This window comes from Bacillus sp. iso_77 (assembly GCF_056173625.1).
Genome location: NZ_CM149683.1, coordinates 1,256,923 through 1,279,756, shown reverse-complemented (window position 1 = coordinate 1,279,756; position 22,834 = coordinate 1,256,923). Strand labels below are relative to the sequence as shown.

Genomic DNA, 22,834 nt, shown 5'->3' with positions numbered 1-22,834 from the left:
ATTCATTTATTTTTGAACAAATGGGATGCCTTCTAATTCTAACAGGATCGCTTTCATCCCTGTCTTCGTCCCTGCATAACCAGTCAGAGTCCTGTCTTTTCCAATGACCCGGTGACACGGGATAAAAATAGGCAATGCATTGCGTCTATTAGCTTGTCCAATGGCTCTGACAGCCTTTGGATTGCCGATCGCTTCTGCAATATCAGCATAGCTTTTTGATTCACCATACGGAATAGTAGAAAGTGCCTCCCACACTTGCTCTTGAAACGGAGAGCCTGCTTGCTTGAGCGGGAGATCGAACACTTTCCGATCGCCCTTAAAATATTCATCCAGCTGTTTTTTCGCTTCTTTTAATACAGGCGTGTCTTCTTGTTTAAAACGGTCTCTCTGCTCTTTGACCAAAAACGATTCATCATCAAACTTCACTTCAATGATGGCGCCATCTTTCTCTAGTATGTATAATGCCCCGATTGGTGCGGTATAGACTGTATAATACACATTAAAGCTCCCCTTCTTGTTTCTGCTGCCGGAGTGGAAGCGTGAGATGGAACACTGTTCCGACCCCTTCTTCACTCTCTACCTCAATGGTTCCTTGATGCTCTTCAATAATTTTATAACTAACCATTAACCCAAGTCCAGTGCCTCTTTCTTTTGTTGTATAAAATGGTTCTCCGAGACGCTTTAGTTTATCCTCTGTCATGCCGCAGCCTTCATCACGAAGAGAAATCACAATGTGCTCCTCCCCCTTCCTTTGAATGCTCACGTATACATTTCCTTTCTGAGGCATTACTTCAATCGCATTTTTTAAAATGTTAATAAAGACTTGCTTCAATTGATTTTGTTCACAGTAGATGAGCGGAATATCATCGAGCACATCTAAATGCATTTGTACATTGCCAAGATTGGCCTGTGCGTGAAGAAGGTCCATCGTGTCTTTGACAATTTGCACGACATTTTTTTCTTCATAGATGATGGCCTGCGGTTTCGCTAAAATCAAAAATTCTGTAATGATGGATTCGATTCTTTTTAGCTCTGATGTGATGACATTAAAATAGAGCGAATACTCCCCTTCAATGTTTCCTTTGAGCAGCTGAATGAAACCTTTTAAAGCCGTCATTGGATTTCTAATTTCATGGGCAATTCCAGCGGCAAGCTCTCCGACAACATGAAGCGTATCCGATTTTCTTACCCGCTCCTCTAATTCCTTGCGCTCAGTCACATCTCTAAAGATGGCCAAATTCATGTTATGAATAATATTTCGTTTAAAAGAAAACTCCAAAATACGTTGATCTGGATGGTTCAGCACAAATGGAACTTCATTGTCCATCTCGTCTAATGACATCGCCTGAGCTGGCTGTGCCAAATTTTCAATTTGATATGGCGCAAGGATATGAAAAAGGTTCATTTCCGTTAAGTGATCATCTTTGAGGCCAAGCAGTTCACTTGCGGATGGATTCACATCAATAATCCGGTATTGATTATCGAAAAGAACAATGCCATCCATAGAACCATTAAATACTTTACGGAATTTGAGCTCACTTTCTCGCAGCTCCTCTTCCATTCGCTTTCTGTCACTGACATTCCGTAGAATGGTTAAGTGCTGCCCTTCTAATACCGCATGCTTAGAGGTGAACTCAAGCTCTTTGAATTGGCCATTCGCCATTCTAAAGAGGAGTTCTTCTCTGATTTCAAGATTCCTTATATACCGCCTTCTTGTCGGTCGGTATCTGTGATCAGATTTGACTAGAAAATCCATGAGTTTCTTGCCAATCAGCTGATGCATCGGTAATTCAAAAATTCGGCAGGCGGATTCATTTGCCCTGACAATTTCTCCATCATCCGCCCAAATGATGATGGCATCCATCGCATTTTCGAATATTTCTCTAAAACGTTCTTCACTTTTTAGCAGCTTTTCTTCCATTAATCTTTTTTCTGTAATATCACGCATGATGGACATGTAAAAACCACTCATCACATTGGATGTGATGGTCAGTTCGAATAATTTGTGCTGCCCAGATTGAAGGGTAACAGGAAGTTCTCCCTTTGCTTTCCCTGTTTCTTTCAATGAAGTTAAGAGCTGCTGGAGCGCTGGAAGATTTTCTTCTTCAACAAATTCATTTAAGTAGCGGTCTGTTAAATCTGTTTTTTGAAGTTCAAAGCTCTGGCAAAAAGAGTGATTGGCGTCAATCATACAACCATCCTGATCAAAAATGACCATACCGTCAATCGCTCGATCAAATAAATCTTTAAACAGCTGCTCATTCATCGAACGTTCTCGCTCTAATATTTTCTTTGAAGAAATATCACGCATGACGACAATATATTGTTGATTCACCACGTCGTGCTCCGCCACAAATTCAATATATTTTGTCTCTCCATTTTCAAGTTGAATGGAGATCTCTCTTTTTAACGTTCCTTTTCGAAAAAAAATCTCAAGCGAGCAGTCAATTTTGTTTTTCGGGATGCCGTATAGGAAATCTAGAACGGATTTATTGAGGAGGTCTTCTTTCGGTGTTTGCACAAGCCGGCATGTCGCTTCATTGGCTTGGATAATGTTGAGGTGCTGATCAAATATAAAAATCGCATCTAACGTCTTATTTAACAGCATTTTGTGCTGTATCAATTCATTTCGCAAATATTCGTTCTCTTTTTCTAATTTTCTGATATTTTTCGCACCATCGAGCGTTTCAGTCATTCTCTTACACTCCTTTTCCAGCCTCATTCCTCTACAATATTTCTACAAGATTTTCATTGTTCCTTCATTCGACTCATAAAAAAAGAGAACTTTTTACACGAGGCTTGCTTCATTTGTTTCATTTGGATGACACGATTGTATAACGATTCTCTTTTCTTACGCTTCTTTTACAACCGTTCTACAATTTCACATCAAATAGCGAAATGAGCCAATTTGTATTTTAAAATGGGGCAAATGAGGGAACAGTGCACTTAGAACGTTTATGTTCGAAAAGAAGCAGGAAAGGTGATGTTATGACGTCAACGAGAGACAGTTATTTTGATAATGCAAAATTTCTTCTGATTTTTCTAGTTGTTTTTGGTCATTTGTTACGGTCATTCATACATGATAATGACTGGATACTCTACTTATATAAATTTATTTATACATTCCATATGCCCGCTTTTATATTGGTGTCTGGCTTCTTTGCCAAAGGTTTTAGAAAACCAGGTTTTATGAAAAAAGTCGCAGTTAAACTGATCATCCCATATTTGATTTTTCAGGTCATCTATTCTGTGTATTATTATTTCTTACAGGATCAAAGCATCTCTAACTTAAATCCGATTGATCCGCAATGGTCTTTATGGTTTTTAATCAGTTTATTCTTTTGGAACTTACTACTCATTCCTTTTTCAAAACTGCCATTCCACTGGGCAATGATCGTCAGTTTATCGATGGCGTTACTTGTCGGTTACGTGGACAGCATTAGCGATACGCTCAGCCTATCTCGTACGTTTGTCTTTTTGCCGATGTTTTTAGCTGGCTTTTATTTAAAAAAGCAGCACTTTGAATTTATCCGAACAAGTAAAGGGAAAGTGACTGCACTTCTTGTACTGATGGCCGTGTTCATGTTTTGCTATTTTTATGAATTCGATTATTCCTTTTTATTTGGGTCACAATCGTACGCTTCTCTTGGAGATGAAGGACTCATTGCAGCGATGAAACGAATGGCATGGTATTTACTTGCATTTGCTGCTACCTTTAGTTTCTTTGCATTAGTCCCAACACGCCGGTTCTTCTTTACCAAATGGGGCACAAGAACGTTATATGTTTATTTACTTCATGGCTTTGTGATTAAGCTTTTAAGAACGACTTGGTTTGATGATTGGGCTCTAAATACGGCAAGTGTATTGATTCTATTGCTGCTTACGGTCCTCTTAACCTTTACCCTATCTAGCACATTTGTTAAAACTGTTGCACAACCAGTCATCGAGCTCAAAATGACCAGTCTGATGCGAACCATCACTGGCAGACAAAACAGTTATATTAAATAGAAAAAACGATCTCTCAGGATCGTTTTTTTCTATTTATTTTTGTTTTTCTGTTCAGTGTGACATTCATCATTTTTTTTAGGCTTCATTAAGGTATCAATCCATTTACTGCTGTTTATATCTCCTAGCTCGCTGCCAAATTCCTCTTCCAAGATATCGGGGTTCATCGGTTTTTTATGGTCTTTCATATCTTTACTTTTCACATGTTTTTTAGTCACGAGATGTTCCCCCCTGTTTACCTTGATGAGAATTTCGGTTCGCTTGGCGGTCTTCTGATTGCTCGTCAAATTGTGTTTGTCCTTGATCGTGTGCCATGCTTTCTGTAGGCGTCATATTATTCGTGAGTGCTTCATTTTTTGCTGTTTTTCTTTTCATTTGTCATCATTCCTTTTTAACATGTTTATTTCTTCGCTCAATTGATCAAACAGCTCTTTCATTTGTTTGACTGTCACTGGTTTTTCCTCAGGCTTTAACTCATATCCAATTTGCCCATTCGCTTCTAGTGTTGCTTTTTTGAGACTGCAAATGTCTGTGATGCCCTGCTGCTTTAAGCGCATTTTGAATTGGTCCCTTGTCAGCCGCGTTTTTTTTAGCTTGTGATCAAGCATTTCTCCATCCTCTAAAATCACCACAGACTTCCCTGAAACCAATTTTTCAAAAAAATCAAATTGGATCGACAGCTTTTCCATAATCACAAGCGCCACAATAAAAATGGCGGCCGCATAAATGGTTTCAAGTAAATTATGCTCAATAAAGGGTTGGATAATAATCGATCCAATCGAAATCATGATGACTGTCTGTTGAACCGTTAATTGACTAATGGATTTAGGCCCTGCTATTCTCAGCAGCAAAGTACCAACGAGCAGCATTACAATTGCTTTCCATAACACATCCAGCACGTCTCTTTCACCTCTTACCTATAGATTGCGAACATCCTTTGTGATTTAGCCAGTTATATAATGGAAATAAAAAACCAGCATTCAGTAGGAATGCTGGTTAGCCGATGATCACACGCTCTTTCGGATAATGATAATTCGCTTCACTTTCCCGGCGGCCAATTAAATACAAGAAGCTTGGAATTCCAATCCGTCCTATAAACATGACGACCATAATAATACACTTACCAAATACGGACAAGTCAGACGTAATTCCGAGCGACAGTCCCGTTGTTCCGAAGGCAGAACAAACTTCAAATAAAGTTTCAAGAAGTGTATGATGGTCTGATAAAGTTAACAGAAACGTAGCACCAAACACTAAAATAAAGGCCATCATCGTCACCATGAGGGATTTATTAATATCCGCTTGATGAAGCTCTCTTTTAAAGATTTTAATGGACTTATTCCCTCTCGCAAAATGAAACAAAGCAAGTAAATTAAGGGCAAACGTGGTTGTCCGTATTCCGCCCCCTACCGAGCTTGGAGATGCCCCGATAAACATCAACAAACATAAAAATAACAGTGTCGGCTCTGTCAATTGCGTAATATCTAATGTCGATAGCCCGCCACTTCTGGTAGCTGTTGATTGAAACAAAGAATAAAACAAGATTTCATGCCAGCTCTTCCCTAGAAAAGTGAACCGGGCTTCAAGTGCATAAATCCCAATTGCCCCAACGACAACAAGGAGGCCAAACGTGATTGTTGTAATTTTCGTAAACAATGAAAACGATGCATGTTTTCGGTCTTGATTGAATAAATAATCCTTTACTTCGACAAGTACCGGAAAGCCAATAGCGCCAAAAATGATGAGCAGCATCGTGATAAATTGGACGAAATAGTCATCTTTATAAGGAATTAACGAATTCCCAGTAATATCAAAGCCTCCATTGGTTGTGGCACTGATACTAGAGAAAAATCCGTGTAAAAAAGCGCCTTGCACATCGTAATACTTTAGAAAATACATACTTAAAATCAGACCACCTACAAACTCAATCAGCAAGATTAAATATAAGACCTGCTTCATGAGTTTTACAATACCTGATAAGTTGCTCTGGTTTTGGTCTGCCATAATTAATTTTCTTTCTTTAATGCCGATCCTTTTTCGCATAACCAGCCAGACGAATGTACCAAGGGTCATAATGCCGATACCCCCGATTTGCAAAACAAATGCAAGGATCCACATCCCGGTCACACTAAATGTTTGTGACGTATCGACAACAGTCAGACCCGTGACACTGACAGCACTCACAGCTGTAAACAGCGCATCAATAAATGTCCATTTGACTCCTTCTTGGTGAGCCACTGGTAGACTGAGTAGAATGAACGACACGGTCACAGCAAGAAAATAATAAAGGGCAATCAACTGAAAAGCCGACAGCCGGTCGATTAGTTTTTTCATTGGATTCATGGTTATTCCTTCTTTTATCTTTCTTTTCGAATACTATATCATTTTAATGAAAAGAAAAAAGATTTTAAAGGTATTTTGTGCTTTATTTACTTTTTCATCAAAAAGAAAAAGACATCCTTACGCAGAATGTCTTTTGATCTTTCTTATTTTGCTTCTAGTCTTCTAATTCTTTCGTTTAAATCAGGGTGTGTTGAGAAAAGAGAAGCTTTTCTTTTACCACTGATTTTCAGTGTAGCAACAGCTGCTTGATCATCATCTTTGGTTCTTGATGTATACGCCTCTAGTGAACGAAGCGCATGAATCATTTTATCTTTTCCTGCAAGGTCCGCACCGCCGCGGTCTGCATGGAATTCGCGATGTCTAGAGTAAGCAAATACGACAAGGCTTCCTAAGATAGAGAAAATAATTTGGAAGACGATCACAGCGATAAAGTGAACAATCGGCACAAGCTCTTCACGTGGAACGAAACGGCTTGCGATCCATGCCGCAATTCTTGAAAGGAAGACAACAAACGTGTTGACGATCCCTTGAAGTAACGTCATTGTAACCATGTCACCGTTCGCTACGTGAGCGACTTCGTGAGCGATAACCCCTTCAACTGCTGCATCATCCATTTCATGAAGCAATCCAGTTGATACGGCAACAAGCGATCTTCTTTTAGAAGGACCTGTCGCAAATGCATTTACTTCAGATGATTGGTAAATACCGACCTCAGGCATTTTAGAAAGGCCTGCTGCTCTTGATAGTCTGTGAACGCGGTCAACAAGCTGCTGCTCATCATATGTTAAAGAATCCTTTTCTGGATTTAACACACGCACACCCATCATCATTTTTGCCATCCAGCGAGACATCGCTAGTGACATAAACGAGCCTACAAAACCAACAACTGCACTGAATACAAGAAGATAAAGGATATTAAGTCTTCCGTCTGCTCCTATATAAGAACCAACACCAGTTGCTGCACTAATAACCGATAGGACAATACCAATCGTAGTGATAACAAGAATGTTCGTTAATATAAACAGAAATATTCTTTTACCCATACATAACCTCCGCTGTCATATTAAGTTCATTTGAACTTATTAATAAAATTATAAAAATAAACGTCTCAAATTGCAAGGAAAAAGGAATCGTTTTACTATGTTATATCATACTGGCTAAAACCTCGTCATTTCAATGATTACGCTACTTGCATCCGCAAATAAGTGAACAAATTGTGACGCAGCGGTCCTATTTTAGTTTATTTTGCATTTTCATTAAAAAGAGATTATGATGTTGAATTAGATCAATAATCACGTTTTTGACGTACAAAATGAGGTGGAACATGGTGACTTTTAAATTAACGAGAATTGACATGACGAGACTTCTGTATTCTCTAAAAGGCGAGGGAGATCTGACTCCGCTTCAGCTTTTGAATTTATCTGTAAAAAGCGATAAGGAACATGAATATGATGAATTAAAAATCCCTTCGTTTTTTGAAAAACTCGAACGGCGGAAGCAAAAATCAGAGCACGGGCTTTCAACGAACGAAATCGTTGAGCTTGGCAACTTGTGTGAACTGACTTCTCTTAAATCAACAGCCATTCAAAACTGGATCAAGCGCGATATTAAAGATATGATCGGCCATCCAGAGCTTGGCAAGAAGTACTCCATTGATCAAGTCGTTATTTTATTAATTGTCCGGGATTTAAAATCAGTATTTGATTTTGACTCTATTCGTACGATCTTATCTGCCTTATTTAATACGATCACAGATCGAACGGATGATATTATCAGCCCCATCCGTTTTTATGAAGCATATGCGCACGTCCTTGATTTTATTTATCACCATACACATTTTCCATTAAAGGAAACGAATTTACGAGAAATGACAGAAGAGCAGACGGACAAGCTCCACGAAGAGTTTACAGAATTGACGAAGCCGCAATGGCATTTGATTAAAGGCATTATCAGTTCTACCGTTTTCTCCGTTTTCACTTCTCACTTGCAAAGCACAGCGCAAGAAATGATGTTTAATACGCTTCAGCTGAAAAAGGCTTAAAACTGAGCCCGAGGTGACCTTCATCACCTCGGCTTTTTTGTGCAGCAATTGCCAGCATAATTGCAGGCTGTTTTTTTCAAAATAAGAAGGCGCAACAAACATGAGGTGAAAGGAGGAATATGTGATGGCAAATCGAAATCAACTTCTTGTTCCTGGAGTAGAACAAGCTTTAGATCAATTTAAATACGAGATCGCTCAAGAATTTGGCGTGAATCTCGGTTCAGATACAGTCGCACGTTCAAACGGTTCTGTTGGCGGCGAGATGACAAAAAGACTCGTACAGCAGGCGCAATCTCAAATGGGCCATTCAACTAAATAAAGACATGGTGAAATACGCCGGATCTATTCTGGCGTTTTTTTACTGTTCATATATAGGCTCATCCCGGTATTCACGGTATGAGGGCGGTGTGTTTTTTCCTTTTTGTTTGACGCCATCTCTGTTACGTTCGCCGTGCGGACGATTCTGACCACTGGCGTTTTTTTTTACATGCTTTTCAGTATCACCACGTGATGTGCCGTTTGGATGTTTTTTTTCATGTGGAACAGTCGAGTGATTTTTTTTTTGCTCTTTGTCTTTTTCAAAAGAGTGATCCTTTTCTTCTTTTCCCTTTTTCTCTTTGTTGTCAAGATTAGGGCTTGTTTGGTGAGGCTTTTGAACAGCTCCTTGCTCTTCCCTCTCAACTTCCTTCTGCTCTTTGTCTTCGCCTTCAGGAGCTTCTTTATCCGGCTGCATCTCATCGCTACCGTCTGTCTTTATGTCTTCTTTTTTGTCTTCGTCTTTTTGATCTTCATCAGCATTTTTCGGCTCTTCTTCTTTGACAGCCTCGTCATCTGCTGGATCTTCATCATCTTTTTTAACGTCCTCTTGTTCGTTGTCTTGCATTTCTTGATTTCTAATATAAGTTCCTGTTGAAATGCCTGCTTTTTGTGCCTTTTCTCTTGTTTCCAGGTCACCTTCCACAGTTTCCAGCTTATAATTGCGCTTTTGATATTCCCCCGAGATGGTGCTGATTTTACTTTTTACGTTTGTTTTGTATGTATGATCCTGCTTGTTTTCATAAACAGTTGAAATATAAATGCTTTTAGAGTGGTTCACGTATCCTTTTTTATCACAATCATCGATGATTTCCTGCACGACTTTGGTCATGTCGTTTTTTTCTAAATCTTTCATACTGGCCAGTACTTGCTTCGCATCTTTATTCAGCGGAGTGACACCGATCACTTGATAGTTGTGATCGAGTTTCAGCTCAAAGCTTGGGTTAATGTCAATCGTCATATATGCATATGCTTTTTGACTTGAGAAAGATGGCATCATAGTGAAAATCACGACAATAATTGCTGCAATTGATAGAATTCCTGCATTTAACGGACGTAAACGAAGCAGGTCAAAAAAACCGGCTCTTTTTCTTTCGAGACGTGATTCATTCGGAAACGTCACTTCTTGACCGATTTCATAGTCTTGCTGTTCATACTTTGTCCGCAGAAATTGTCCATCAGGGGTCAGCAGTGTGACATATTTTTTGTTTTTCTCTACTATAATGCCTCTTCTCATGAATTAAGCACCCCTTTAAGGTAATCTTTCAAATACACATAATCACCTGTCATAATGATCGCCATCGCAATAATATATTTTCTATTTCTCTCAATCGTTTTGCGGCTGACTTCCACTAGCTTTTCCAGCTGTTTGACTGGCAATTGTTTTTTCTGAAATAAAATGGTTCTCAGTTCATCGTGCTTAACGAGTGTATGGGCCACTTTAATGGCATTTTGTCTCGCATCCGCATGCTTTGGTGAATGCTCAAGCAGCTCTTGAAACGTAAGACCATATACTTTCAATCGTTCTTTAAAATGTTCAATCTCTTCTCTTCTATGTTCTTGTTCAATTAAACGCCTATATTCATTTGCAGAAAGCTCTGCTTCAATCATGCTTTGTGAGTATTCGCCATTCTCACTTTCTTGAAGGTCCATTTGAACCGTTGGCGCGTTTCTTGCTTCTTTTCGAATATAGTCGATTACTTTTCTTTTAATAATTAACTCCGCAAATGCAAGGAGTGAGTTGCCTTTTTCGGCAGAGTATTTTTCTATCGCTTCATTAAAGGCAATTAAGCCTACGCTAAATTCATCATCTTTTTCATCTATATATCGTTTACAAACGGATGAAACCGTCTTAGCGACAAATGGTTTGTATTGCTCTATTAATGCATTTTGCAGCTCGGTATCACCCTGTTGGATGTTGATTGCCGACTGCTCTAATGTTTGCTTTTTCTTTCCCTTTTTAAACAAAAGGCTAAGCAATGGTTTCACCTCAGTTCTCCCTATATTACTCATTTATGATAGCTAATTTATGAGGGAAGCGCAAAGGAAGAAATGAGGAATTCATTTCCTGTTACTCAATTGTGACATGTATTTCTTTATCTACTTTACAACGTTTCGTTTAAAAGCAAAGAAATAAGGGGGTATCCCCCCTTTTTTGTAATATACGTGTTATGAAAATGAAATGATATTTCTTTCAAAAAACCTACTCTTCCAGCCGCTTCTCTTGTTTTGCCTCGTTTTGTTGGCCGCCTTTTCTTGATGGACTTGATAAAAACCACCCAAATGCTGCAATCGCGAGAAGGACCGTCCAGAAAATGATTTTCCATAATGTTGAATGAATGAAATGAGAGGACACGACCCCAATAGCTGGATGAGAAAGTGTATAGAGCGTCAGCTTCACGCCAACCCATCCGACAATGACAAATGCTGCTGTTTCTAGGCTTGGTCTCGTTTTAAGCAGTTTCACAAATACAGTCGCCGCAAACCTCATGATCACTAGACCAATGATACCGCCTAATAGAATGACAATAAATTGACCGCCATCAAGCCCGCCAATTTGTGGAAGGTTTGTTGCTGGCAGAGTCACAGCTAATGCAACAGCTGCTAAAATAGAATCTACTGCAAATGCAATGTCAGCAAGCTCAACTTTTACGACGGTTGCCCAAAAGCCGCTTTGTTTCATGTTTGTGTCTGCTTCCTTTTTCTTAAATACGTGCGATTTTAAAATATGGTGAATCGAAATATAGAGAAGATAAATTGCGCCAATGGCTTGAACTTGCCACACATCTACTAAAAACGAAATAAGAAAAAGAGAACCGAATCGCATGACAAATGCTCCCGCAAGTCCGTAAAACAATGCCTTTTTTCTTTGTTTTTCAGGAAGGTGTTTGACCATCACAGCCATAACCAGCGCATTATCAGCTGCTAAAATCCCTTCTAATCCAATCAATACGAGAAGAACCCACCCGTACTCTAAAATAATTGCTGCATCCATCATCATTCCTCCTTATTTTTTATCTATTGTCCCACAACAGACAAAGGCTTATGAATGCAAAAAAGACCTTTGCCTATAATGGCAAAGGTCTTGCTAGACATGTGATATGTAAATCATGCCAACAAAGCCGATGGAATGAGATTCCATGTAATGACGACTTTGTTTCCGGTGATAACCGGACGCTACTCCCCTTTGGTGGGATTAAGAATATTTAGATTACTTATATCATAATCAACAGACCCCGGATTGTCAACAGGTGACTTTTCATCTTCACCCGCTGATTAAGCCGTTGGTGTTTCTGTTTTTCTTTTTCTTCGTTTGAGCCACACGTAGACAACAAACAACAAGAGCACACCAATTCCAATCGGCAATACATATGGTTCTAAAATGGTTCCAACCTCTTGCCAGTTCTCTCCAAGGACAAATCCTAAATACACGTACACAAATGTAATCGGCGTAATCGCCAAAAACGTATACAGGCAAAAAACCCACACATTCATCTTCGCAATCCCACACGGAATGGAAATAAGGGTTCTGACCCCTGGAATAAACCGGCCGCTAAACGCAACAAATCCGCCATGCTTTTCAAAAAAGGCATCCGACTTATCAAGTGACTCAGGTTTAACAAAGAAATACTTCCCATATTTATTTAAAAAGGGTCTCCCTCCATAACGCCCTAACCAGTACAAGGTCAAGGGGCCTGCCACACCGCCAATAGAACCGGCAGCCACAACACCAATGAAGGCCATGTCCCCTTTTGAAACCCAGTAACCTGCAAGAGGCAACACCACTTCAGCAGGAACAAATTCAATGCATAATGCAAGAAAGATGCCGAAGTACGACAAATTCTTAAAGGCATCAGCTAATGAAATAATAAAATCTTCGATGTTTATCAATCCCTTTCACACATAATCAGTTTGACAGGCTATGCTTGCAAATCGTACCGTGCCACCTATTAAACGAATAAAAAACCAAAAATGATTCACTTTTCTTCGTTTTTTTACATTAAATTTGATTTTACTATAAAAAATGTTCAAAAAAAATGCTGAATGCCCTTTTTAAGTAAAGGAAAAGTGAACACAGGCGCCACTTGATCCGATATATTAAGTATATGTCTGTTTTTAGATACAGGAGGTTTTCTTACATGACACATTTAACAGGAAGCTACAACGGATGGCTTGTCTTTCTGTCAGTCGCTGTCGCCGCTGTCGCCTCCTACTCAGCTCTTCAATTAGCCAGCCGGGTGATCCAGTCGAGCGGCGCAAAGAAAAGAGTATGGTTGATCATTGGTGCGATGATCATGGGGATGGGAATATGGTCAATGCATTTTATTGGCATGATGGCGTTTCATCTACGCTCTGGTATCACATATGAAACACCCTTACTCATTTTATCGATTTTGACCTCTTTTATCGGTTCTTTCATTGCTTTTTCAATATGTATTCAGCAGCAACTTTCCACAAGACGACTTTTGATTAGTTCGATCACGATGGGCTCAGCTATTTGCAGCATGCACTACCTCGGATTGGAATCAATGGCGAATGTCACCATCAGCTATGACCCTGTTCTCTTTTTTCTTTCTTTTTTTATTGGTGCGCTCGCTTCATTCTTTTCATTACACCTTTTTTTCCGGCTTCATCACTCTGAGAAAAGGCGGGAGGATCAGCTGTTAAAAATAGCGGGTGCACTGATGATGGGCGGTGCTGTTGCGGGCATGCATTACACTGGCATGGCGTCTTCGACGATGTTTTTTCATTCAGATGGTCAGGTCGCTGCGGGTGGTTCTCTTGAAATGTCACCATTTAGCCTGTCCATTTTCATCGGTCTGATGACGCTTATCGTCCAATCACTCATGATTTTCGGCGCCTATATTGATCAACGGATTATGTCACAATCAGATCAGCTAAAAGAAAATGAACAGCGGTTCCAATCACTGATCAAACATAATATAGATGGTATTATCGTGTTATCTGTTGATCGAAAAGTGATATCGGCGAATGACCCAGGCAAACACATTTTGAAAATGTGCAATTCCTGGATTGGTGATGATGTGAGTCAATACGTCATGCCGACTGAGATGTGGGAAGACTTTATTTATCAATCAAAAAAAGCAATTACGCGTGAAGCAGAACTGAAAGCAGCAGATCGTTTTTATTATTATCATGTTACATACATACCCGTACACGTCAACCATACACTTGACAGCATTTATCTCGTTTTAAAGGATTTAACACAGCAGAAGATTGCTGAAAAAGAAATTCATGTGATGGCACATTATGATGCATTAACTGAACTTCCGAACCGTCGTCACGGAATTAATCATTTAAATGATGTATTATCCGCTCAAGAAGAGACAAAAACGTCAACGGCAGTTCTTTTTCTTGATTTAAATCGGTTTAAAATTATTAATGATGCCCTTGGTCATAACATAGGCGATCTGCTGTTGAAAGCCGCCGCAAACAGACTAACCAAATGTTTGCCTGACAATGGCTTTATTGCAAGAATTGGCGGGGATGAATTTTTAATGATCTTTCCTCACATGGAGCATAACACACATAAAATTGAACAGCTTTTGAAAAACATCATTCGCCAATTTGAACGTCCTTTTTTCATTCAAAACCATCAGCTCATTACATCCATTAGTATTGGAATCGCCATCTCTCCGCAAAACGGTAAGAATGGTATGGAATTGATGAGAAAAGCAGATATGGCCATGTATTTATCAAAGAAACATAAACAAAGCCGCTATGAATTCTTTACTGAATCTATGGAGAGATTGAGTGAGGACAGACTCAATCGCGAATTGGAGCTACGAGACGCCATTCAAAGAAAGCAGTTTGTGCTTCATTATCAGCCGCAAATCAGCGCCAAAACAAGACAGATGACAGGTGTTGAAGCCCTTTTAAGAATGAAAGCACCAGACGGTTCTCTAAAATCACCAGAGGCTTTCATTGAACTTGCTGAAGAATCGGGCCTGATTATCGATATTGGAAGGTGGGTCATTGACACGGCATGTAAGCAGGTAAAATTGTGGTATGACAAGCAATTGAAAATCCCTGTAGCGGTCAATTTATCTGCTAAGCAGTTTAACTCCGAAGACTTAATTGATTTGATCAAGCTAACGCTAAAAAAATACGACCTTCAACCATCACTTCTTGAGCTTGAAGTGACAGAAAGCATGACAATGGATAACATCAAGCAGTCAAAACAAGTACTGACATCTCTAAAACAACTTGGCGTCCGTATTAGTATTGATGATTTTGGTACAGGCCATAGTTCTTTAAGCTATTTGAAGGATTTGCCGATTCACCGTCTGAAAATTGATAAATCATTTATCGAGGATATTTTGAGCGATTCAAAGTCTGAGCAAATCACAGGGGCTATTATTGCAATGGGGCACCAGCTATCTCTAGAAGTCATTGCTGAAGGTGTTGAAACTTTTGCACAAGCGCAACTTTTATCTGCGCAGGGCTGTGACGATCTACAAGGCTTTTATTATGCCAAGCCCCTTCCAGCTAGTGATATTGAAAAATTTATCGCCTATCCTGCTCATCAGCTGGATACATAAAAAAGGTGCCAACCATGGCACCTTTTCGTTTTATCTAAATAACAAATGCTGACTGTGAATACCTGCTTTTTTCAGCAGACTAATTAATTGCTCCTGTTCTTCACGCGAAAGACCAGAAAACGCCCGCGCAATTCGAAGAGAATGGATTGGATAAATTTTATCCAAATAACTGCGCCCTTTATCCGTTAAATGAGCATAAACTGACCGCTTATCCTTTGGGTCCTGTTCTCTTTCAATGAAACCATTTCGTTCTAACTTGTCAATTACGTACGTAACATTCCCGCTGACAAGCAGGAGTCTTGAGCCGATTTGCTGAAGTTTTTGAGCACCTCTCGTATACAGTAATTCGAGAACGGCAAATTCAGTTGGATTGAATCCATGCTCCTTGCTGTCTCTAATACTGTGTTCGGAAACGCTTTTAAATGCCCTTGCAAAAACTTTGTAAAGCGTCATTGAACGTTCTACTTCTTCTTCATTAAACGATAGTCTCATCACATATCTACCTCTTATAATATTTTTTTAACTTCAAGGCTTTCTTGCGGTGCAGTTGGAGCCTTTCGTAAAAAATAGAAGTACGTTTTTGAAAACCCTTTCAACCACATAAGTGACTCCATTCGTGTTATGTATAAGATTTCGATATAAACTTTTAAAATCCTTCTTATTTTTCACAATCATCTCGAAAAAAAGCTTTTCCAGCAAACCATCATGTTACGACAAATTTTAACATAATCTGTAAAGGCTCTATATTTTCTTACATTTGATTCGTCAAATTTCTACAAAATTCAATATTGCTATAATATTAAACACACAAAAAAGAACCCTTCATGTGACAAAGCACATGATAAGGGATGTTAAAGATAGCGATCGGTTTTGTTGAAAAAGAAATGATACTCTTTTTTTAAGTCACTAATTGTCATGTTCTTGGTCATATCAGGGCTATACACCCCAAGTGAGCAAAGCTGCTTCGTATAATAATGTCTTTCTTTCGCTAAAGCTTCTTTTAATATACGCCGCATGACATCTCCCCTCCTATCAATGGATATGGATCGGGTGCTTATGAGGACTTTTTATACAAATCATTTTGTACGGCTCTAAGAAGAGCATGTGCATTCTGACCCGCAGCCTGCATGAACTGCTCCAGCAGTTCATCCCTCTTCACATCTAATGCGATGATTTCTTTTGCCATACGGATGATCTGTGTTTTCTCCATCAAGTGCGCCTCCTCCTTATTTTTTCTTTTTCTTATCATATGTTCACGTGATATGATTTGCACTTTATATGTTAATTTTCCTTCCATTGTTTTTCGATTTTTTCATTTTTGTGTTATATTATCTAACAAACGTTAGGTTTTTTTACTGACTGTTGGATATAATATGAAGAAAAGACTTGCAGGGGTGAGGATATGACGCAGGAAGATGTATCTTATAAAGATAAAAAAGTCATTTCAATTGGGATTGTCAGTGAATTAACAGGACTTTCCGTCAGGCAAATCCGATATTATGAGGAACGTAAACTCATCTACCCCCAGCGCTCAACAAGAGGCACACGGAAATATTCTTTTTCTGATGTAGAACGTTTAATGGATATCGCCAATAAACGGGAAGATGGTGTGCAGACAGCGGAAATTTTAAAAGACATGAAGAAAAAAGAACAGGCATTAAAAAGCGGACAATATAAGAAAAAAATGCTGGAAGGACAGATCAACGCGCACTTCCGGTACAAGAATCGATGAACTAAATAACAATTGCTTACTCGGCAAAATAGACTTAGCATCTGATCGTCCTGAATATGAATCGATGAAAGCACGAACTGACCCAAAGACCGATTCTTGCTGAAGAGTCTATTTCAGGTAGCGAAAGCAAATGCGTTACAGCTCATCTTGAATCATTGAAGCAACAAAACGAGGCAGCAATTGCAGCCTCGTTATTAGCTAAAACAACCATTCAACTATTTATCACCTAAGATACTTGATCTTTAACGATTTAGTTTTTCAAATTTGTTCAGGAATCGAAACAGTTCGCTCATTGAGCACATTCCCCGTGTTTAGCGTCGTTTTGGGTTCTATTAAGAGCAAGTGAACTTCTTCTTCAGCAATTGGCTGATGTTCAACTCCTTTTGGAATCACAAGAAATTCTCCTTCATTAAGCGTTATTTCCCTATCCCTAAAACGGATGACTAGATTGCCTTTCCACACAAAGAACATTTCATCCTCATCATCATGGTGATGCCAAATGAATTCACCCTTCATTTTCACCATTTTCATGTATGAGTCGTTCAACTCTCCACCTATTCTAGGATTCCAATAATCATTTATTTGCGAAAATTTTTCTTCGATATTTACCTTTGAAATCAATCGATTCCCCTCCTTATTAAATGGAAACGTCTGTTTTAGTTGCCACAGCTAAAAAATTCTCATTTTCTCCTCTCGATCAGATAAAAGGGACGCCGCAATGAGCATCAACCTCTTCTATCATTTAGTTTACATACTTCTTTGGATCACGTAAAATCAAAAAATAGCATATAAATCATCACAATTTGTGATGCAAAAAAGGAGAGTTAGTTTGGATATTAAATCTTTGGAAGTATTTAAAGCCGTTGCCATTGAACAAAGCATCACAAAAGCTGCTCAAAAATTAAATTATGTGCAGTCCAATGTCACCGCAAGAATCCAACGTCTTGAACAAGAGTTAGGTGTACCTCTTCTCTATCGATATCATAAGAAAATATCTTTAACGCCTGCAGGACGTGAACTGCTGCCCTATGTAAATAAATTACTATACGATTACGAAGAAGCGATAGAAGCAGTAAAGCTTTCCTCTACTCCGCGGGGATCTTTACACATTGGATCTATAGAGTCCACCGCATCTACAAGATTGCCCAGCATTTTCACAGAATATCACAAAAAATTTCCACAAGTAGAATTGAGCTTGTATATGGCACCTACAGTCGACCAAGTTAGCGCTATCCTCAACTACAAAGTAGACGGCGCGTTGGTAGATGGGCCAATTCTTCATCCAGAAATCATCGAGTATCCTGTATTGGAAGAATCCCTCGTTCTCATTACAAGCTACTCCACGGAGCAATTCCAGGTAGAATCTATTTTACACGAGCCGTTGCTCTCGTCATTCGCCCATTGTATTTATTTAGGACGATGGCAAAAGTGGCTAGAGAACAACGGCTATCCTCCTATGAAGGTCATGGAATATGGTACGTTAGAGGGCGTCCTTAAATGTGTTGAAAGCGGGCTGGGAGTGACTATATTACCAAAATCTATGGTTGAATCTCGGGGGGAAGGCAAATTTACCTGTCATCCATTACCAGAACCACATCGAATCGTGCCCACTGTGTTGATCAGGCGACGTGATTCGTACATGACCAGTGCTCTGTCACAATTTATGGAGTTAATAGGCATTACGAATATGTGATCTGAGACAAATCATTGTTTTCATTAATAAGATCATGTGTGATAAAAAAAGAGGATAGATAGAGCGACATTCTTTCAGCTCTTCTATCCTTTTACATTATCTCAACTTATGCCTGATTTATCATAAAGCATATGAACGATACTTTTTATTTAGATGAAGCGTCAGTTCCTTCAACAACCCCTACAAAGTCAATTCGTACGCCGCCTTTTTCAGGATCTTCTTTCACCCGAAAGGCAAGCGCCTTTTTTTCTCCAGTGTTTACATCTTTATAATTTGCATGAAAGACATGGATGCTGGCTTCTTCCAATTGAAAATCTTCATAAGAAAGCGTCTCAATTCCCCATTCCTTTTTCGATTTAAGAATGTCATTTGGGCTTGGGACTGCGCCTTCGACATAGACATTGTCCATTTTTCGTTTATTTCCTTCAGTTATCGCTTCAAGCATATGCTCTGATGCCACAAGTCTTCTGTCTTTCCCCTCGTCTTCTCTTGAACATGCACTTAGCAAAACAATGCACATGAAAATGAATAAAAACTTCTTCATTTTTCTCTCCCACCTTCTCCTTAAAATGTAAAGGATGGAAGCGCTATATGCAATCTTTATTCAAAAAAGACTGTAAAACGTTACATTTTACAGTCTTTTGACTACATCAGTGTATGAAGAAATGCTGTTGCAATTCCAAAATAGATGAGTAAGGATAAAATATCATTCAATGTTGTAATCAGCGGTCCAGATGCAATGGCTGGGTCGACGTTTAATCTGTGTAAAATAATCGGCACGACCGTACCTGCCATCGTCCCAATAATCAGTGTTGCAAGAAGCGAGGAACCAACAACAAAACCTAAAATCATATTGCCCTGCCATACCATGGCAACGACCGTAATAATGATTGAACAAACAATCCCAATATAAATACTTGTTCTCAGCTCTCTGAAAATCAAGCGCATAATGGTTTTTTTCGTTAATTCTTCTTTTGACAATCCTCTAATGACAACCGCTAGAGACTGTGTCCCTGTATTCCCTGTCATACCTGCAATCATCGGCATGAAGAATGCTAAAGCAACGACTTGCTGCAAGGTATCTTCAAAATAATTTAAGATACTGCCTGAAATCAGCCCAATGAATAGGAGCAAAATGAGCCATGGAAGACGGCGATATGCCGCCACAAATGCCGGTGTGTCGAACGTGATATCTTTACCAGAGGCAGCAAACTTTTCATAGTCTTCTCCTGCCTCTTGAATCACAACATCAATGATATCATCGACTGTCACAATTCCGACTAAGACATTGTTCTCTTCTACAACAGGGATGGCAAGGAAATCATATCGTTCAATGAGCTTTGCGATTTCTTCCTGGTCTTGAAAGGCACCAACGGCAATGACTCTTGTAAACATAAGATCCTGCACTTTTTCATCTGGCTCACCTAAAATAAGATCCCTGTATGAGAGTACCCCTACAAGCTGTTTTTGATCGTTTATGACATATAAGTAGTTGATCGATTCAGCAATTTCAGCAAAGCTTTTCAGCTTCACCACGGCATCCTGAACCGTATAATGCTGCGGAATCCAAACGTACCGATTGGTCATGATCCGGCCTGCTGTCTCAGCAGGGTAATTCATGAGAAGCTGGACGGCCTTGGATTCCTCTGCTTCCATGTTAGATAAAAGCTGATCCTTCAGCTCATCCTCCATCTCATCAAACAAGTTGGCTAGATCATCGTTATCCATTTTGTTTGTGACGAAGGTGGCTTTGTCTTTCCCTACTTTTTCAAGAACAATCTCTTGATATTCCCGCTCCAGTTCACCCATCATTTCCGTCACGTCATCGACTGTTAAAAAGCTGAGAAAGCGGCCGCGGTGTTTTTCTGGAAGCTCCTTGAATAAGTAGGCCATATCATAAGGCTGAAGTTCTTCCATAATGTTTTTAAATTCTTTACGTTTTCCATCTCTTAGTAAAATAATGATGCGTAAAATGAGTTCATCGTACGTAATGTTCTGTATCATCGCTGTTACCTCCCCAAAATCAGGAGATACCCGAATCCCTTAGATTGTGCGGGGGTCAGGATCTCCTCTATCTGATGCGTCAATCTGATCTTTTGACATACTCTCTATGTGTCTCGAATCGGGATGATCCATCCCCACACCTCCTTTTCTCATAAAAAAGCACCTTCAACCGAATGAAGGCGCTTTGTAAGCATGACAAATAAACACTTGCTCCTTCAATCGTAGAGCTTTAGCACTGTATGGCATAGGATTCATCCAGCTGCATTAAAAATCACCTTATGTCGATGATTCCTGTTGACCCATTGGCGTCTTTGGACATTTTTGGGCAGCAGCGTATCTCCATACAGGAGCCTCACCTAACGAAGTCTCATATTGTTGACACACTGAGATTACAGAAAAAGCGCAATGATGTCAATAAGCAAGATGCCAAGTTTTCTGATGTATTCGCTTACTTTTCAAAAAAAGAGCGATAGACAAGTTGACCATCGCCCTTTCATGTCTTCTATTCCTCTTCTGGCTGATTCATATCCTCTTGGGAGAGGAGATGAAAGGAATCATGCAAAAACAAAGCATATCCTTCTCCATCAGGATGGGGAACATATTCCGCACGATCCATCGTCTGTTCTTCTTCTTTTTTCTTCATCATATTCTCTCGCCTCCTTTCCAGTAGTTTGTCCCAATGAAAAAACCTTACACATAAAAGTGTAAGGTTCAGCGTGTGCGTGCTGGTGCTCACGAATGTCAAATTCGCCCCCGCACCAGTACTCGTCCTTCCTAGGGCTGCAAAGGTTTTCTATCACGCTCAAAGGTTCATTTATACCTTAATCGTCCCATTCTTGCTTGAGGATTTTGCCTGTTTTAGCGGAAATCTCAAAATCAACTTCTTCGCCGCTTGGTGTCGTAATTTCAATTTCATACAAGTACACACCATTTTCTTTATCTAATTCTGAATCTGTGACTGTTCCTTTTACTTTTGCAAGGGCAATTTGTTCAGCCTGTTTTTTGGTGATTTTTACATTTTGTTTCTTTTCTTTGACTGGATCATTGAGCGCTTTGCCTGTTTTGGCATCGACATATACTTTATATTCAAAGCCGCCTTTTTTAATCTCGACCTCATATACCCATTTTCCTTTTTTACGCTCAAGATCTACATCATCTACATAGCCCTTCACAACTTTTAATGCTGCTTTTTCAGCCTGTTTCTTTGAGACAAATGAAGATTTCTTTTGCACCACTTGTTCGGCATTTGCCGTTTGATTGGTATTTTGCGCTTGAAGGGTGAAACCACCTGCGACAAGAGCTCCTGTGAATGCTGTAGCTACTAGTACTTTTTTTATCATGTTTAACTCCTCCTCTGTTTGATTTCTCCTTTATCTTAAAAAAACAAGATGATAAAGGAAGGAAAGGAACATGAGAAAATCATGAGAAAATGATTAGTTTTCGTACGTAATCCCTTCAATATCTCCTGTATAGGCATTCACTAATACCTCTGCCTCTCTTCCATCCGGCAAATCGAGCTCTACCTCAAACACGAGCATTCCGCTAAAAGTTTCAAGATCTGCATCATCCACTGTGCCGCCCACTTCTTTTACGGCAATCTGAATGGCTTCTTCTACCGTTATTTTTGTCAGCTTCTTTTCTTTAGAGGTTGGCTGTTTCTTTTCTGCTTCAATCACCTTGAACGTGTCTTTCTCAACATCCACTTGATACAGTTCTTTTTTTGATTGAATCGTAAAGATAAAGCGATCCGATTTTTCTTTCTTTTGAATCACGGTACCCTTCACTTTTTTCACTGCCACTTCTTCTGCTTGGAGTTCGGCATTTTTCTCATTTGGTTTTTGATAGCTCTTTAACTGTTTCATCTCTTTCATTTGACCGCTTGAGGAAGATGCAATGATTTGATAGATGCCATTTGAATTTTCAAGCGTCAATGTATAGTCCTGTTTATGATTGATCAGATCAATATTTGTGATGTTTCCATTGTAGTCTTTTGCGATGATTTTTTTAATGTCTGCTTCGCTTAATATTTTTTGGTCAATGGTTTGAATCATGAGCATTGCAAAGGCCACAAGAATGAAAAGACATCCTGCGAGCGTAAGCAGCATTTTCATTTTTTTAGACATGCAGCGCCTCCTTCC

26 protein-coding genes and 2 riboswitches are annotated in these 22,834 nt (G+C 39.4%); of the genes, 6 read left to right on the top strand and 20 right to left on the bottom strand.

Annotated elements, in window-relative coordinates:
• Window positions 1-6: 6 nt before the first annotated feature.
• Window positions 7-498, bottom strand: coding sequence for a methylated-DNA--[protein]-cysteine S-methyltransferase (locus AC0VYC_RS06480; RefSeq protein WP_058337424.1), 492 nt, complete (start codon window positions 496-498; stop codon window positions 7-9).
• 1 nt (window position 499) lies between these two features.
• Window positions 500-2,695: a PAS domain S-box protein gene (locus tag AC0VYC_RS06475; protein WP_475389738.1), complete on the bottom strand. Its 2,196-nt coding sequence runs from the start codon at window positions 2,693-2,695 to the stop codon at window positions 500-502.
• 293 nt (window positions 2,696-2,988) lie between these two features.
• Between AC0VYC_RS06475 and AC0VYC_RS06470 the strand changes: the two genes are divergently transcribed.
• The gene (locus AC0VYC_RS06470) at window positions 2,989-4,008 is read left to right on the top strand and encodes an acyltransferase family protein (protein WP_178897129.1); all 1,020 of its coding nucleotides are present in this window, start codon (window positions 2,989-2,991) and stop codon (window positions 4,006-4,008) included.
• Between the two features lie 29 nt (window positions 4,009-4,037).
• Here AC0VYC_RS06470 and AC0VYC_RS06465 read toward each other — a convergent pair whose 3' ends face one another.
• The 5 genes from AC0VYC_RS06465 to htpX form a co-directional block, all read right to left on the bottom strand.
• Entirely contained in the window at window positions 4,038-4,223 is a 186-nt protein-coding gene (locus tag AC0VYC_RS06465) for a hypothetical protein (protein ID WP_039169158.1), read from the bottom strand.
• Window positions 4,216-4,380 (bottom strand): hypothetical protein, encoded by a 165-nt coding sequence (locus AC0VYC_RS06460; protein WP_178897130.1) that lies wholly within the window; start codon window positions 4,378-4,380, stop codon window positions 4,216-4,218. The genes AC0VYC_RS06465 and AC0VYC_RS06460 overlap by 8 nt, the downstream gene beginning before the upstream one ends.
• Window positions 4,377-4,904 carry a DUF421 domain-containing protein gene (locus AC0VYC_RS06455; RefSeq protein WP_178897131.1) on the bottom strand — a complete coding sequence of 176 codons (528 nt, stop codon included), beginning with the start codon at window positions 4,902-4,904 and terminating at the stop codon, window positions 4,377-4,379. The genes AC0VYC_RS06460 and AC0VYC_RS06455 overlap by 4 nt, the downstream gene beginning before the upstream one ends.
• Before the next feature lie 97 nt (window positions 4,905-5,001).
• Window positions 5,002-6,348 carry a TrkH family potassium uptake protein gene (locus AC0VYC_RS06450; protein WP_007498761.1) on the bottom strand — a complete coding sequence of 449 codons (1,347 nt, stop codon included), beginning with the start codon at window positions 6,346-6,348 and terminating at the stop codon, window positions 5,002-5,004.
• A 143-nt stretch (window positions 6,349-6,491) separates the two neighbouring features.
• Window positions 6,492-7,391 carry a protease HtpX gene (htpX, locus tag AC0VYC_RS06445; protein WP_475389734.1) on the bottom strand — a complete coding sequence of 300 codons (900 nt, stop codon included), beginning with the start codon at window positions 7,389-7,391 and terminating at the stop codon, window positions 6,492-6,494.
• 281 nt (window positions 7,392-7,672) lie between these two features.
• Here htpX and AC0VYC_RS06440 point away from each other — a divergent pair, with 281 nt between their 5' ends.
• Together AC0VYC_RS06440 and AC0VYC_RS06435 are read left to right on the top strand one after the other, a co-directional pair.
• A complete protein-coding gene (locus tag AC0VYC_RS06440; RefSeq protein WP_056407826.1) occupies window positions 7,673-8,389 on the top strand; it encodes a DUF1836 domain-containing protein in 717 nt (238 codons plus the stop codon).
• A 124-nt stretch (window positions 8,390-8,513) separates the two neighbouring features.
• A complete protein-coding gene (locus AC0VYC_RS06435; RefSeq protein WP_008346135.1) occupies window positions 8,514-8,708 on the top strand; it encodes an alpha/beta-type small acid-soluble spore protein in 195 nt (64 codons plus the stop codon).
• 39 nt (window positions 8,709-8,747) lie between these two features.
• Here the strand turns inward: AC0VYC_RS06435 and AC0VYC_RS06430 are convergent, their stop codons facing one another.
• From AC0VYC_RS06430 to AC0VYC_RS06415, 4 genes are all read right to left on the bottom strand, one after another.
• Window positions 8,748-9,941: an anti-sigma factor domain-containing protein gene (locus tag AC0VYC_RS06430; protein ID WP_475389731.1), complete on the bottom strand. Its 1,194-nt coding sequence runs from the start codon at window positions 9,939-9,941 to the stop codon at window positions 8,748-8,750.
• A complete protein-coding gene (gene sigI, locus AC0VYC_RS06425) occupies window positions 9,938-10,693 on the bottom strand; it encodes an RNA polymerase sigma factor SigI (protein WP_008346139.1) in 756 nt (251 codons plus the stop codon). Before sigI ends, AC0VYC_RS06430 begins: the two co-directional genes overlap by 4 nt.
• Window positions 10,694-10,907: 214 nt before the next feature.
• Window positions 10,908-11,699, bottom strand: a complete 792-nt coding sequence (locus AC0VYC_RS06420; protein WP_138278446.1) for a TerC family protein — start codon at window positions 11,697-11,699, stop codon at window positions 10,908-10,910.
• Window positions 11,700-11,731: 32 nt separating this feature from the next.
• Window positions 11,732-11,902, bottom strand: a riboswitch (yybP-ykoY riboswitch).
• Window positions 11,903-11,980: 78 nt separating this feature from the next.
• Window positions 11,981-12,595, bottom strand: a complete 615-nt coding sequence (locus AC0VYC_RS06415; protein ID WP_039169164.1) for a DedA family protein — start codon at window positions 12,593-12,595, stop codon at window positions 11,981-11,983.
• 248 nt (window positions 12,596-12,843) lie between these two features.
• On the opposite strand from AC0VYC_RS06415, the gene AC0VYC_RS06410 reads away from it, so the two are divergent.
• Window positions 12,844-15,267 (top strand): EAL domain-containing protein, encoded by a 2,424-nt coding sequence (locus AC0VYC_RS06410; RefSeq protein ID WP_475389728.1) that lies wholly within the window; start codon window positions 12,844-12,846, stop codon window positions 15,265-15,267.
• Window positions 15,268-15,297: 30 nt separating this feature from the next.
• Here AC0VYC_RS06410 and AC0VYC_RS06405 read toward each other — a convergent pair whose 3' ends face one another.
• The 3 genes from AC0VYC_RS06405 to AC0VYC_RS06395 form a co-directional block, all read right to left on the bottom strand.
• Entirely contained in the window at window positions 15,298-15,762 is a 465-nt protein-coding gene (locus tag AC0VYC_RS06405) for a MarR family winged helix-turn-helix transcriptional regulator (protein ID WP_088004396.1), read from the bottom strand.
• 356 nt (window positions 15,763-16,118) lie between these two features.
• A complete protein-coding gene (locus AC0VYC_RS06400) occupies window positions 16,119-16,283 on the bottom strand; it encodes a hypothetical protein (protein WP_008346148.1) in 165 nt (54 codons plus the stop codon).
• Between the two features lie 38 nt (window positions 16,284-16,321).
• Window positions 16,322-16,477 carry a hypothetical protein gene (locus tag AC0VYC_RS06395; RefSeq protein WP_008346151.1) on the bottom strand — a complete coding sequence of 52 codons (156 nt, stop codon included), beginning with the start codon at window positions 16,475-16,477 and terminating at the stop codon, window positions 16,322-16,324.
• Window positions 16,478-16,669: 192 nt separating this feature from the next.
• Between AC0VYC_RS06395 and AC0VYC_RS06390 the strand changes: the two genes are divergently transcribed.
• Window positions 16,670-16,999 carry a MerR family transcriptional regulator gene (locus AC0VYC_RS06390; protein ID WP_007498778.1) on the top strand — a complete coding sequence of 110 codons (330 nt, stop codon included), beginning with the start codon at window positions 16,670-16,672 and terminating at the stop codon, window positions 16,997-16,999.
• Window positions 17,000-17,257: 258 nt separating this feature from the next.
• Here the strand turns inward: AC0VYC_RS06390 and AC0VYC_RS06385 are convergent, their stop codons facing one another.
• Complete coding sequence (locus tag AC0VYC_RS06385) at window positions 17,258-17,620, bottom strand: cupin domain-containing protein (RefSeq protein WP_163116621.1); 363 nt, start codon at window positions 17,618-17,620, stop codon at window positions 17,258-17,260.
• 208 nt (window positions 17,621-17,828) lie between these two features.
• On the opposite strand from AC0VYC_RS06385, the gene AC0VYC_RS06380 reads away from it, so the two are divergent.
• Window positions 17,829-18,692, top strand: a complete 864-nt coding sequence (locus AC0VYC_RS06380) for a LysR family transcriptional regulator (protein ID WP_056704864.1) — start codon at window positions 17,829-17,831, stop codon at window positions 18,690-18,692.
• Between the two features lie 145 nt (window positions 18,693-18,837).
• Here AC0VYC_RS06380 and AC0VYC_RS06375 read toward each other — a convergent pair whose 3' ends face one another.
• The 5 genes from AC0VYC_RS06375 to AC0VYC_RS06355 form a co-directional block, all read right to left on the bottom strand.
• Window positions 18,838-19,236 carry a hypothetical protein gene (locus AC0VYC_RS06375; RefSeq protein WP_024719633.1) on the bottom strand — a complete coding sequence of 133 codons (399 nt, stop codon included), beginning with the start codon at window positions 19,234-19,236 and terminating at the stop codon, window positions 18,838-18,840.
• 101 nt (window positions 19,237-19,337) lie between these two features.
• The gene (gene mgtE / locus AC0VYC_RS06370; RefSeq protein ID WP_007498785.1) at window positions 19,338-20,696 is read right to left on the bottom strand and encodes a magnesium transporter; all 1,359 of its coding nucleotides are present in this window, start codon (window positions 20,694-20,696) and stop codon (window positions 19,338-19,340) included.
• Window positions 20,697-20,903: 207 nt separating this feature from the next.
• A riboswitch (M-box (ykoK) riboswitch) is annotated at window positions 20,904-21,067 on the bottom strand.
• Window positions 21,068-21,198: 131 nt separating this feature from the next.
• Window positions 21,199-21,342, bottom strand: coding sequence for a hypothetical protein (locus tag AC0VYC_RS06365; RefSeq protein ID WP_008346168.1), 144 nt, complete (start codon window positions 21,340-21,342; stop codon window positions 21,199-21,201).
• Window positions 21,343-21,517: 175 nt separating this feature from the next.
• The gene (locus tag AC0VYC_RS06360; RefSeq protein ID WP_008346169.1) at window positions 21,518-22,036 is read right to left on the bottom strand and encodes a PepSY domain-containing protein; all 519 of its coding nucleotides are present in this window, start codon (window positions 22,034-22,036) and stop codon (window positions 21,518-21,520) included.
• A 93-nt stretch (window positions 22,037-22,129) separates the two neighbouring features.
• Window positions 22,130-22,819 (bottom strand): PepSY domain-containing protein, encoded by a 690-nt coding sequence (locus AC0VYC_RS06355; protein WP_047945988.1) that lies wholly within the window; start codon window positions 22,817-22,819, stop codon window positions 22,130-22,132.
• Between the last annotated feature and the right edge of the window lie 15 nt (window positions 22,820-22,834).